The following is a 13,623-nucleotide window of genomic DNA, read 5'->3' as shown; positions in this document are numbered from 1 at the left end:
TTTTTATTAAATTTCCAAATAATCTACAGATATTTAAAATTATAGCATAGTAATATATGTAAATATATAAAAAAAGCTACCTTTCTGCTTGATACAGAAAAGTAGCTTCTAAGTTTAATTATATAGTTGCGACATCTACCAGTGTATATTCTGTAGTTGCGCTTTCAAGTGATGTAGCAAGTGCTACTGCAGTATCGATTGCTGTGATACAGTTAACACCAGTCTCGATAGAATTTCGACGAATGAGGAATCCGTCTCTTGTCTTATCTCCGTGTCCCTGTGTAGGTGTATCGATAACAAGGTCAATCTTGTGACCAAGGATAAGGTCCATTACGTTTGGAGATTCCTGTGAAATCTTGTTTACCTGAAGTGCATCTACTCCTCCATCCTGCAGATACTTTGCAGTTGAGCGTGTAGCGTAGATCTTGTATCCAAGCTTCTCAAATCTCTTTGCAACCTCAAGAGCCTCTGGCTTATCAGCATCCTTTACAGTAATAATCATCTGCTTATGCTTTGGAAGAACCACACCGGCCCCAAGGAATGCTTTGTATAAAGCTTCCTCAAATGTCTTTGCAATACCAAGGCACTCACCAGTTGACTTCATTTCTGGTCCAAGGCTTATCTCAGCTCCACGTAGCTTCTCGAATGAGAACACTGGCATCTTGATTGCAATGTAGTCAGCTTCAGGCTGGAGGCCTGGCTTGTATCCCATTTCTGTAATCTTATGACCAAGAATTGCCTTTGCAGCAAGGTCTACGATTGGAATGCCTGTTACCTTGCTAATGTATGGAACTGTACGTGAGCTTCTTGGGTTTACCTCGATTACATAAACCTCTCCATCCATGGCGATGAACTGGATATTAATCATTCCAAGTACGTGAAGAGCCTTTGCAAGTCGCTCTGTATAATCTACAATCTTGTCCTTAATATCCTGGCTGATTGTGTGAGCAGGATATACTGAGATACTATCACCTGAGTGTATACCAGTACGCTCAATATGCTCCATGATACCAGGGATTAAGATATTTTCACCGTCACAGATGGCATCAACCTCAATTTCCTTTCCCTGTAAGTACTTATCTACAAGGATTGGGTGATCCTGAGCAATCTGATTGATGATATCCATGAATTTCTCAATCTCATCATCATTAAAGGCAATCTGCATTCCCTGTCCACCAAGTACATAAGATGGGCGAACAAGTACTGGATAACCAAGTCTGTTTGCAACTTCCTTTGCTTCCTCAGCAGTAAATACTGTGCCGCCGGCAGCACGTGGAATCTGTGTCTGCTCAAGAATTTCATCAAAGAGCTCTCTATCCTCTGCTGCATCTACGTCCTCTGCCTTTGTTCCAAGGATTGGCACGCCGATTTTCATAAGGTGCTCTGTAAGCTTGATAGCTGTCTGACCACCGAACTGTACGATAGCACCGTCTGGCTTCTCAAGATTTACGATTGACTCTACATCCTCATTTGTAAGAGGCTCGAAGTAAAGCTTATCTGCTATATCAAAGTCAGTTGAAACTGTCTCTGGGTTGTTATTTACGATGACTGTCTCCCAGCCTTCCTTTGCAAACGCCCATGTAGCATGAACTGAACAGTAGTCAAACTCAACACCCTGACCGATTCTGATAGGACCAGAACCAAGTACAAGTACCTTCTTTCTGTCCTTTGTCTCTACAGCTTCGTTTTCGCTTCCGTAAACACTGTAGTAGTAAGGTGTCATGGCATCAAACTCTGCTGCACATGTATCAACCATCTTGTAAGCAGCTACAATGCCGTTGTCATATCGCATCTGACGAACCTCGTCCTCAGTCATCTTTCCATTCAAGTGTGCAATTACGCTATCTGGGAACTCAATTCTCTTTGCTTCTTTAAGGAGTTCAACTGTAAGCTCTTCCTGCTGAAGTCTAAGCTCCATTTCAACAAGAATCTTAATCTTATCAATGAACCACATATCAATCTTTGTGATATTGTGAATGGTCTCGTAAGATGCACCACGTCTAAGAGCCTCAGCAATGCAGTAAATTCTTCTATCGTCAACAACCTTAAGTGCTTCGTTAAGTTCCTCATCTGTCATATCGCAGAAATCGTAGCTGAGAAGCGAATCTACATGCTGCTCAAGTGAGCGGATTGCCTTCATAAGGGCACCCTCAAAGTTGTTGCATATAGACATTACTTCGCCAGTAGCCTTCATCTGGGTAGTAAGCTTACGCTGAGCTGTGATGAACTTATCAAATGGAAGTCTTGGGATCTTTACTACGCAGTAATCAAGCATTGGCTCAAATGATGCATAAGTCTTCTTTGTGATTGCATTTGGGATTTCATCAAGTGTATAACCAAGAGCAATCTTTGCTGCTACCTTTGCAATAGGGTATCCTGTTGCCTTTGATGCAAGTGCTGATGAACGAGATACACGTGGATTTACCTCGATTACACAGTACTCAAAGCTTTCTGGATGAAGCGCATACTGTACGTTACATCCACCTGTAATTCCAAGCTCATCTATAATACGAAGTGCAGATGTACGAAGCATCTGATATTCCTTGTCGCCAAGTGTCTGTGAAGGAGCAACTACGATTGAGTCACCTGTATGTACACCAACAGGATCGATGTTTTCCATGTTACATACTGTGATGCAGTTGCCGTTGGCATCACGCATTACCTCGTACTCGATTTCCTTCCATCCAGCGATACATCTTTCTACAAGAACTTCATGGACACGTGAAAGACGAAGACCGTTTGTAAGAATTTCTACAAGCTCCTGCTGATTGTTTGCAATACCACCGCCTGAGCCGCCAAGTGTATAAGCAGGTCTAAGTACTACTGGATAGCCGATTGTGTTAGTAAACTTGATACCATCCTCAACTGTGTTTACAACAAGTGATGCTGCAACAGGCTCACCAAGCTTTTCCATTGTGTCCTTGAATGCCTGTCTATCCTCAGCTCTAAAGATTGTCTCAGCTGTGGTACCGATAAGCTTAACTCCCTGCTCCTCGAGGAAGCCGCTCTCTGCAAGCTCCATACCAAGGTTAAGTCCAGCCTGTCCACCAAGTGTTGGAAGAAGTGAATCTGGCTTTTCCTTAATAATAATCTGCTTTAAAACGTCTACTGTAAGAGGCTCAATATAAACCTGATCTGCTATCTCTTTGTCTGTCATGATTGTGGCAGGGTTAGAGTTTACAAGACAAACTTCAATGCCTTCTTCCTTAAGTGAACGACATGCCTGTGTTCCAGCATAATCAAACTCTGCCGCCTGTCCAATAACGATAGGACCTGAGCCAATCACCATTACTTTCTTAATGTCACTTCTCTTTGGCATTACTGCTCTCCTCCCATCATCTTAATAAATCTATCAAATAAATATCCGCTGTCCTGTGGTCCTGGGCATGCCTCAGGATGGAACTGAACAGTGAAAATGTTCTTTCCTGTATACTTAAGTCCCTCATTTGTTCCATCGTTTACATTCACAAATGCAGGTACTGCAATTCTCTCATCAAGTCCATCTGTATCAACTACATAACCGTGGTTTTGTGATGAAATGTATACTTTGCCAGTCTCCAAATCCTTTACAGGATGGTTGCCACCTCTGTGTCCGTACTTAAGCTTGTGAGTATCTAGACCAGTTGCAAGTGCCATAAGCTGATGTCCAAGGCAAATTGCAAAAATTGGTACATTGCTATCATAAAGCTTTTTAACCTCATCAATGATAGGCCCGCAGTCCTTTGGATCGCCAGGTCCGTTTGAAAGCATAATACCGTCTGGCTCTGCTGCAAGGATTTCCTTTGCAGTAGTGTGGGCAGGATAAATAGTAACCTCACATCCTCTATCATTAAGAGACTTTGCAATATTTCTCTTTGCACCAAAATCTAATAGTGCCACCTTTTTTCCGTTTCCTGGTAGAACTGTCTTCTCCTGGCAAGTAACCTTTGAAACTACATCCCCAGTTCTATAAGCCTGAAGCTTTGGCTTGATTTCTTCGAAATTAAAGTGCTCATTTGTAGTAATCATTCCGTTCATTGTTCCGCGGTCACGTAAGATTTTTGTAAGAGCACGTGTGTCGATACCTGAAATACCTGTGATATTGTGCTTAACCAAGAAATCCTGAATTGTGCCCTTGCAGCGGAAGTTTGATGGAATTCTACTAAGCTCTCTAACAATAAATCCATCAGGCCATGGTCTGCCACTTTCCATATCATCTGTAATACCATAATTACCAATAAGTGGATATGTCATGCATACGGCCTGGCCTGCATAAGAAGGATCTGTCAGAACTTCCAAATATCCAGTCATAGAAGTATTGAAAACAATCTCACTAACGACCTCTCTGGTAGATCCTATGCTTGTGCCTTCAAATACTGTGCCATCTTCCAAAATTAAAAATGCTTTCATCTTTCCTCTTTTCTACCCTTTTATAGTCCGCTTTCCAAATAGTTCTATTATTTTTTCAATATCGTTATCACTATATTCATTGAAAAAATAAGAACTATTTTGTAAAGCTCATTTAAATTTTATAAAAATCCAAGGTATAAAAGATACCTTGGATTTACGATTATTTTAGCGGAAGTAATCCACACCAGATTCGAAAATCTTCATGTCCTGATTACCATAAATGTTAAGTGCTACGCCACTACCTCTACGCTCTGCATGAGCCATCTTACCAAATACTCTACCATCTGGACTTGTAATACCTTCGATTGCATAGTAGCTTCCGTTGATATTCCATTCCTCATCCATTGTAGGGTTACCATTTTCATCTACGTACTGAGTAGCAACCTGTCCGTTTTCAAAGAGCTTCTTAATCCACTCTTCTGAAGCAACGAAACGTCCCTCACCGTGAGATGCTGGTGAACAATAAGTCTCTCCAAGCTGTGCACCTGCAAGCCAAGGTGACTTGTTGCTGACTACCTTTGTATAGGCAATCTTAGAAATATGACGTCCTATTGTGTTGTATGTAAGAGTTGGTGAATCTGCTGACTGTGTATGGATTTCACCGTAAGGTACAAGACCAAGCTTGATAAGAGCCTGGAATCCATTACAGATACCTAACATCAAACCATCTCTATTTTCTAAAAGATTTGTTATAGCTTCCTTCATCTTTGCATTTCTAAATGCAGTTGCGAAGAATTTAGCTGAACCCTCCGGCTCATCACCAGCTGAGAATCCACCAGGAAACATAACAATCTGAGACTGAGCAATTGCTCTTGTAAACTCATCTACTGATTCTCTGATGTCCTCGGCATTCTGATTCTTGAATACCTTTACATTTGTGATTGCGCCTGCCTTTTCAAAGGCACGAGCTGAATCGTATTCACAGTTTGTGCCTGGGAATACTGGAATAAATACTCTTGGCTTTGCAATCTTATTCTTGCTAATGTAGAAGTTCTTAGCCTTGTAAAGCTCTGTATTTACAAGAGATGTATCATCATGGCTACGTGTCTTAAATACCTTTTCAAGAGTTCCTGTCCATGCAGCAAGAGCCTCATCCATAGAAATCTTTACATCCTTGTATGTGAATGTTGCATCATCTGTAACTTCACCAACTTCGTAGCCACAATCAGAGAATCCTCTCTTTTCAAGCTCTTGAATAATAGCAAGTGCACCATCCTCTGAAACTTCAACTACGATATCGCCTATTACACATCCGAATAATAATCCATTCTGGCATTCATCAACCAGCTTTACACCAAGCTTGTTACCAAAGGCCATCTTAGAAACAGCTGGTACTAATCCGTATGCATCAAGAGCATATGCAGCCTTGATGTTTCCAAGCTCTACCATCTGTCTGATTACTTCATAAACAACCTTTGCCTGACTGTAATTTGGCTGGTCATAATTGTCACGAAGAATTCTAAGTAAGAAGAGCTTATCTCCTGCTTCCTTTAACTCTGGAGTAACAATCTCCTGCTGCTTTGCCACATCTACAGCAAATGATACAAGTGTTGGTGGAACATCGATTTCATTGAATGTTCCTGACATAGAGTCCTTACCACCTATAGAAGGAAGACCAAACTCCATCTGAGCCTTGTATGCACCAAGGAGTGCAGCAAATGGCTGGCTCCATCTCTTTGGATCTTCGCTCATTCTGCGGAAGTATTCCTGGAATGTGAATCTGATTTTCTTGTAATCACCACCAGTAGCTACGATACGTGAAATTGACTCAAGTACTGCTAACTGTGAACCATGATATGGTGACCAAGAGCTTACATATGGATTAAAGCCATAAGCCATCATTGTAACAGCATCTGTATTTCCATCAGCAACAGGAACCTTAGCAACCATTGCCTGAGTTTCTGTAAGCTGATATCTACCACCAAAAGGCATAAGTGTTGAGCCAGCTCCGATTGAGCCATCAAACATCTCAACAAGTCCCTTCTGTGAGCAAACATTAAGATCAGCAAGTGTATCAAGCCAAGCAGCCTTTAAATCATTATTCTCAATGTCCTTTGCTACCTTTTCGATACCAATTCTATCGATGTATTTATCCTTGCTGTCAGGAAGTTCTACATATACATCTGTCTCCTGATGAGCACCATTTGTATCAAGGAATGCTCTTGAAAGGTTAACAATTTCCTTACCTCTCCAGTTAAGAACAAGTCTAGGCTCCTCAGTAACAACTGCAACCTCAATTGCTTCAAGGTTCTCCTCTGCAGCATACTGTAAGAACTTATTAACATCAGCTGGTGATACAACTACAGCCATTCTCTCCTGTGATTCTGAAATAGCAAGTTCTGTTCCATCAAGACCTGCATACTTCTTTGGAACCTTATCAAGATCAACTGTAAGTCCTGGAGCAAGCTCACCGATTGCTACTGATACACCGCCGGCACCAAAGTCATTACACTTTTTAATAATATATGAAACTTCTTCTCTTCTGAAAAGTCTCTGAATCTTTCTTTCTGTAGGTGGGTTACCCTTTTGAACCTCAGCACCACATACTGCAGTAGATTCTGTATTGTGAGCCTTTGAAGAACCTGTAGCACCACCGATTCCATCACGTCCTGTACGTCCACCAAGAAGAATGATTTTATCTCCTGGATCTGAATTCAATCTCTGAACGGCACGTCTTGGAGCAGCACCCATAACAGCACCAATCTCCATACGCTTTGCAACATAATCTGGATGATATATTTCCTTTACATATCCTGTAGCAAGACCAATCTGGTTACCATATGAGCTGTATCCATGAGCAGCTTCACGAACAAGCTTCTTCTGTGGAAGCTTTCCTTCGATTGTATCCTTTACTGAAACTGTTGGATCAGCAGCACCTGTAACACGCATTGCCTGATATACATAAGTACGTCCTGAAAGTGGATCTCTGATTGCACCGCCAAGACATGTTGCAGCACCACCAAATGGTTCGATTTCTGTAGGATGGTTATGTGTCTCATTCTTAAAGTTAATAAGCCACTCTTCATCTGTTCCATCTACATTAATAGGTACAACGATTGAGCACGCATTAATCTCATCAGATTCTTCCTGATCATCAAGCTTGCCATCTGCTTTAAGACGCTTCATAGCAAGAAGTGCCAAATCCATTAAGCATACAAACTTATCATCTCTATCCTTATAAAGAATCTTGAAGTTATCAAGATAATCATCAAAAGTTGCCTGAATAGGAGCTTTGTAATAACCATCTTCGATAGTAACGTTCTTTAACTCTGTAGAGAATGTTGTATGTCTACAATGATCAGACCAATATGTATCTAATACCCTGATTTCTGTAACAGTAGGGTCTCTGTGTTCTTCATTGGAAAAATAGTTCTGAATGTGAAGGAAATCCTTAAATGTCATAGCAAGATTTAAGGAATCATATAAATTACGTAAATCATTTTCAGCCATAGAAATGAATCCGTCAAAAGTCTTGACGTCGGCTGGCTCATCGAAATTATTAGATAGAGACTCTGGCTTTTCAAGTGAAGTCTCTCTAGAATCAACTGGATTAATACAATGTGATTTTATAGCATTAAATTCATCGTCAGAAATGCTACCCTCAATAACATAGGTAGTTGCTGTATGAATAGTAGGATTCTCATCCTCATTTAGAAGTTTAAGACACTGCTCCGCAGAATCAGCTCTCTGGTCAAACTGACCTGGTAAAAACTCAACAGAAAAAACTCTGCCATTGTAATCAAATGTTTCTTCATAAACATCATCAACAGGTGGCTCCGAAAATACCGTCTTTACCGCTTTTTTAAAGACCTCATCAGAAACATCCTGAATGTCGTACCGAATCAAAACCCTGACTCCTGTAACACCCTTGATGCCTAAGTAACTTCCTATTTCGGAATACAGTGACTTAGCAGATACTGCAAACTGTGGTTTTTTCTCAACGTAAACTCTTCTTACCTTGCCCACTTTACACCTCCGTGATATTTATTTTGTATCGCAGGGTGTACAAAACCTCGCACACCCCACAGTTGTAGATAGTATATCACAATTTGTTCACATGTCCTAATACTTTTTCAGCCTATTTTTTTAATTAAATTTGTTACTTTTTAACGAAAGTTTTATTCCTTATCTTTCCAGAATCCTTTAACCTGCTTTTCCACACTTTCTACAGATGTGAATGTAGCATCATTCCATTCTCTTGGAAATGTTTTTCTATAGCTTCCAAACCTAAAGCGTTCATCAAGCAATGCAATAACTCCCACATCGTCTTTGGTTCTGATAAGACGTCCGGCCGCCTGGATTACTTTATTCATACCAGGATACAAATAGGCATACTCAAATCCATTTTTGCCATTCTCATCAAAAAAATCAGACATAAGCTTTCGCTCGTTGCCCACCTGTGGAAGCCCTGCCCCAAGTACTATAGAACCAATAAGCTTTCCGCCAACTAAATCTATACCTTCTGAAAAAATCCCTCCAAGAGTACAAAACGCTACCATTGATTTGTCTCTTTTCTTTTCAAATTCCAGCAGAAAGTCTTCTCGTTCTTGTTCTGTCATATTTTGCTGTTGAACTATTACATCAACATCACCCATTATGTCACTATATTTGCTTTGTATATCCTCCAAAAACTTGTAAGAAGGACCAAAAACCATATAGTTTCCCTGCTTCGCATTTACGATAGTATTGATGTAAGTTGCAAATTTCAGATACTCATCATCACCTCGTCTTGTGTACTTGCTAGTAACATCTGTACCTAGCATCAAAAGACGGTTCTTTTGATCAAAAACCGAATCCACATATATGGCATACACATCTTTATCATTACAAAGCAAATCCTTGTAATAATCGATAGGAAGTAATGTCGCGCTAAAGTATACTGTTGCCCTGGCCATTCTGAGCCTGTCCTGCAACTGTGCAGATGGATCAATACAATATAAATGAAGATTGAAGTTTTTATCCTCATCGAAATCACAGTATATACGATAGTGATCACTATCCTGTTGATACGCCAAGGCCGTAAAGTTTCTCAATCTGAAATAGAAATCTAATACTTCATCCTGATATATTCCAAATTTGATTTCTTTTTTAAATAGTTGTTCCAATATCATTTGAAGATTGTCACAAGCATTTAAAAGCATATCAACATCATCCAGCACTGTTATATCGTGATCACACTCACGCTTATATTCCAGCATAATCCTATTGCATTTTTCCAATGCATTAACCAATTTCTTGCTGACAGGTTTAGCATACCTTTTTATAGAAAGAATTTCTTCCTTGATGAGAGTTTCAGAGTACATCTCTCTTGCTCTATCAACCATGTTGTGAGCTTCATCAATAAGAAAAATGTGCTCCCCACCTTTGCCTTCAGCAAAAAATCTCTTCAAATATACATTTGGATCAAACACGTAGTTGTAATCACAGATAATACCTTCACACCACGTACTAACATCTAGTGCCAGTTCAAATGGACAAACTACGTATTCTTCGGCATAGCCAAGAATAACATCTCTTGTTATTACCGTTTCCTTAGTAATTACTTCATATATAACGTCGTTAATTCTATCAAAATGTCCCCTAGCATAAGGACAATAATCCGGATTACAATCAGCCTCATCGCAAAGGCACATTTTCTCCTTTGCTGTCAACATGATTGTTTTGCCTTCATATCCCTTTTCCACTAAAAGACTATATGCATCCCTAGCTGCGATTGCAGTAGCCGTTTTAGCTGTAAGATAAAAAACACGCTCTGCAAGATTTTGTCCAAGGGCCATTACTGCAGGATAAACGTTGGCGATAGTCTTTCCTGTGCCTGTAGGGGCCTGCATGAACAAAATCTTTCTTCTGTATATACTTCTGTATACATCACTAACAAGTTTCTTTTGTCCGTCTCTGTATTCATAAGGGAATTCCAAACCTTGAACAGATTCTAGAAGCTCCATCTTATGATAATATTGGAAATCAGACCATTTCTTAAATATACCAACAATGGTCAAAAACCACTCTTCTATTTCTTCATAAGTGTAGACATGATTAAAATACTTAACCTCTTCTGTCTCCAAGCTAACATAAGTCATCTGCACTTCGATTGTCTCAAGATTATATTCAGAAGCAACCATATATGCATAACATTTAGCTTGAGCTTCATGAACAAGTACAGGCTTTTCAAATGTCATTACATCCATATACATTCCTTTTATTTCATCAACTGTGGCTGTAACAACATTTCCAAATTCGTCTCTATCTAAAACAAGACCGTCAGCTCTCCCTTCCAGTCCAAGAATATAGTCTTCATATTCAATCTGGAATTTAAGTGGAACTTCAGCACTATAAAATGGACCCATAGAACTTTGAATTTTTCTATGGATCCTACTTCCTGCTTGCATCGCCTCAAAAGGATCTACAGACCCTTTTCTGTCATCGATATCTCCCTCTCTAAGAAGAAACTCGACTAAGTTGCGAACCGAAATATTTATTTGTGCTTTTTCTCCCTCTGGAGCTATTAATCTCGATACTTTCATAAATAAAAAACCCTGTGATAATCACAGGGTTATTATACCTTATTCTATTCTATGCAACAACGAACTTCTTAACAGCGTTTTTAAAAGATGGTTCGATGTGATCTGCAACATAGACATCCATGTCTCTCTTGATACCCATTGCAAGTACTCCAAGAAGGGACTTACCATCGATATAAACTACTCCGCTATGAAGGTCGACATCGCCGCCACACTTAGCAGCTGCTGTAACAAACTCTTCTGCGTCCTGTGTGTTCTCAAGTCTAATTTTAAACTTCATAAACTAAATCAACTCCTATAAAAACCAAAATCCATTTACTACAATACGTCTTCCGTAACGTACTTGATATTTTATAACATCATTTATAAATACTGTCAATGCAATTTTTGTCACACACTTATCAATTCGTGCAGTAACTTTTTGATTTTTATAAAAAATTGCTATGTGAAGATTATCTGAACACTTTTTCAAATTTTAGTTTCCATAAAAAGCCTTATTATCGGTGTTTGCGCGATATTTTTATAAGCAAGTTTCCATGTTGACAAATTATATTGATTTAGTGTCCAAATTATTAAATTTTTGTAAATTTGTATTTAAATGAGTACAAAGTCACTAAATAAACATATTGCCATACCATTTCAAGGCTTCTACGTATGCATCGTACACATCATGCATCTCAATATCATGAAGAACCATTAATCTGGAAACTTCCTGCCAATCACCAGCTTCATAGCTAAGTAAGAATTCAAGCTGAGGTGAAAAGATGCCATCATCTTCTACTAAAGCCTTCTTTATCTCATTACTAACGCCAACTTGCTCTAATGCCTTTTCCATAGGCATATCTAGTATCAAATTAAGTAGAGAAAACAGTCCCATTAGGAAAAGCTCATCTTTTCTCATAGCATAATCGAATACAGGTGCCAGATTTTCTGCAAATCTTGCTCTAACTAATGATAGTCGTGTAATCTCATTTGGCTTACCAGCTGCTAAACCATTAAATAATGTTGTATTTAGCCAACGTCTAATCTCACGTTGTCCTAAAAGTGCTGTAGCTTGAGCAATGGATCTAATATTAGAATTTACTGTAAGCTTATTAGCAATTTTCAATAACTCAATAGAAAGAGCTGGATCTTGTCCAATAACATTCGATACATCGCTAAGATTAAAATCTGGCTGATTAATAACTGTCATCAACTTCATGTAATTAATATTAATAGGCGAAACCTCTGTATCTTGTTCATTAATTGGAACTCTAAAGAAAGTACCTTCGAAAATTTTGAATAGACCAGATTCTTTAGCAGCATCAAATTCTTCCTTGCTATGAAGATTTTCTGCGCAAAAGTCCATATCAGGAATAACTTTTCTAAACTCCTTAGCCTGAGCAACAACATCTCCAGCTTCGCTATTAATAAGGAATAGATCAAAATCGTTTAGCATAAACTTAAAGTCATCAATGTTAGCAAGAGGCAAATCCTTCATAGCCAACTTGAAACCTTTACTTTTCAAATCAAGTAAACGTTTATTATATGATTCTTCTGGCTTAATAGTCTGATCAACCAGTAAAACTATTCTTCCATCAAAGCCAGTCAACTGTTGTTCTATATTAGAAAATAATGAAATATTATTAATAGGAATAATTATGCTGCAGTTAGCAACAAGATCATCCTCCGAAACACTATCAAAAACTTCAATTCCTACGATAGCGCCAGCACCATCATATTTTCCTGCGCCTAGTAAATGTGGATGTTGATATAAGTTCTCCTTCTGCGCATATAAGCAATATGATGCAACTGACATATCTTCGTAAAACAGTGGTACCAATGTAGCAAGCATAATCCCTTCTCCTTTGCACGTAATATAGTAAAACCCCTTAAGAAAATTATAAATTGAATTTTCTGACTATTTTAGTTTATTATATCATTTTGTTTTTACACATTCAATTAATTAAGTAGTGTATTTATCACTGTTTTATATACGAAAAAAGCCCTGGAAGTATATCTTCCAAGGCTTTTAGTAACAGGGGATGAGAGAATCGAACTCCCACCAAAGGTTTTGGAGACCCCTATCATACCATTTGACCAATCCCCTAAATCGTAAGCGAAAAACCCAAAATTGATTTGAGTCCCTCACCCACGCGACTAGTAAATATTAACACAATATCTAGTCGCTTTCAATAGAAAAATCACAAAATTTTCACATTATTTTTTCTATCTTAGGCAAACAAAAAGTTCTTGCATTTAGCAAGAACTTTAGTGGAGACGGAGAGATTCGAACTCTTGACCCCCTGCTTGCAAGGCAGGTGCTCTCCCAACTGAGCTACGCCCCCAAATAGTGGTTTCTCTACGAAAAAAGCAAGCTCTTGCTTGCTACTTCTCTTATAGCAACCTCAAAACTTCACACAGTAAAACTTAGTGTCCGAAAATTCGCTACACATCTTCCTTTTAGAATAAACCTTCGATCTATTAGTATTCATCAGCTGAATGCGTTACCGCACTTACACCTTGAACCTATCTACCTTATCGTCTATAAGGGATCTTATTTCCTTGAAGGAATGGGATATCTCATCTTGAGGGGGGCTTCACGCTTAGATGCCTTCAGCGTTTATCCCGTCCAGACTTGGCTACTCAGCTATGCCGTTGGTCGACAGCTGATACACCAGTGGTCCGTCCACCCCGGTCCTCTCGTACTAGGGGCAGCTCCTCTCAAATATCC

General features: G+C 39.1%; 6 protein-coding genes, 2 tRNA genes and 1 rRNA gene. All 9 read right to left on the bottom strand.

Annotated features, from left to right (window positions below; translation table 11 throughout):
- Nucleotides 1-118: 118 nt before the first annotated feature.
- A complete protein-coding gene (gene carB / locus BM102_RS12780) occupies nucleotides 119-3,319 on the bottom strand; it encodes a carbamoyl-phosphate synthase large subunit (RefSeq protein WP_090395478.1) in 3,201 nt (1,066 codons plus the stop codon).
- Nucleotides 3,319-4,389: a carbamoyl phosphate synthase small subunit gene (locus BM102_RS12775; RefSeq protein ID WP_090482493.1), complete on the bottom strand. Its 1,071-nt coding sequence runs from the start codon at nucleotides 4,387-4,389 to the stop codon at nucleotides 3,319-3,321. Before BM102_RS12775 ends, carB begins: the two co-directional genes overlap by 1 nt.
- A gap of 165 nt (nucleotides 4,390-4,554) precedes the next feature.
- A complete protein-coding gene (locus BM102_RS12770) occupies nucleotides 4,555-8,355 on the bottom strand; it encodes a phosphoribosylformylglycinamidine synthase (RefSeq protein ID WP_090482490.1) in 3,801 nt (1,266 codons plus the stop codon).
- A gap of 152 nt (nucleotides 8,356-8,507) precedes the next feature.
- Nucleotides 8,508-10,913: an ATP-dependent DNA helicase gene (locus BM102_RS12765; protein ID WP_090482488.1), complete on the bottom strand. Its 2,406-nt coding sequence runs from the start codon at nucleotides 10,911-10,913 to the stop codon at nucleotides 8,508-8,510.
- A gap of 49 nt (nucleotides 10,914-10,962) precedes the next feature.
- Nucleotides 10,963-11,190 carry an HPr family phosphocarrier protein gene (locus BM102_RS12760; protein ID WP_044937573.1) on the bottom strand — a complete coding sequence of 76 codons (228 nt, stop codon included), beginning with the start codon at nucleotides 11,188-11,190 and terminating at the stop codon, nucleotides 10,963-10,965.
- 333 nt (nucleotides 11,191-11,523) lie between these two features.
- Nucleotides 11,524-12,744, bottom strand: coding sequence for an EAL and HDOD domain-containing protein (locus BM102_RS12755; protein ID WP_090482485.1), 1,221 nt, complete (start codon nucleotides 12,742-12,744; stop codon nucleotides 11,524-11,526).
- 184 nt (nucleotides 12,745-12,928) lie between these two features.
- Nucleotides 12,929-12,999 (bottom strand) — tRNA-Trp (locus tag BM102_RS12750).
- Nucleotides 13,000-13,164: 165 nt separating this feature from the next.
- Nucleotides 13,165-13,237 (bottom strand) — tRNA-Ala (locus tag BM102_RS12745).
- A gap of 116 nt (nucleotides 13,238-13,353) precedes the next feature.
- Nucleotides 13,354-13,623: ribosomal RNA gene (locus BM102_RS12740) — 23S ribosomal RNA — on the bottom strand; the annotation flags it as partial.

It is taken from the genome of Pseudobutyrivibrio sp. JW11, from assembly GCF_900115355.1.
GTDB lineage: Bacteria > Bacillota > Clostridia > Lachnospirales > Lachnospiraceae > Pseudobutyrivibrio > Pseudobutyrivibrio ruminis.
Note: the sequence above shows the minus strand (reverse complement) of the source record. Positions and strands in the feature narration are given on the sequence as shown.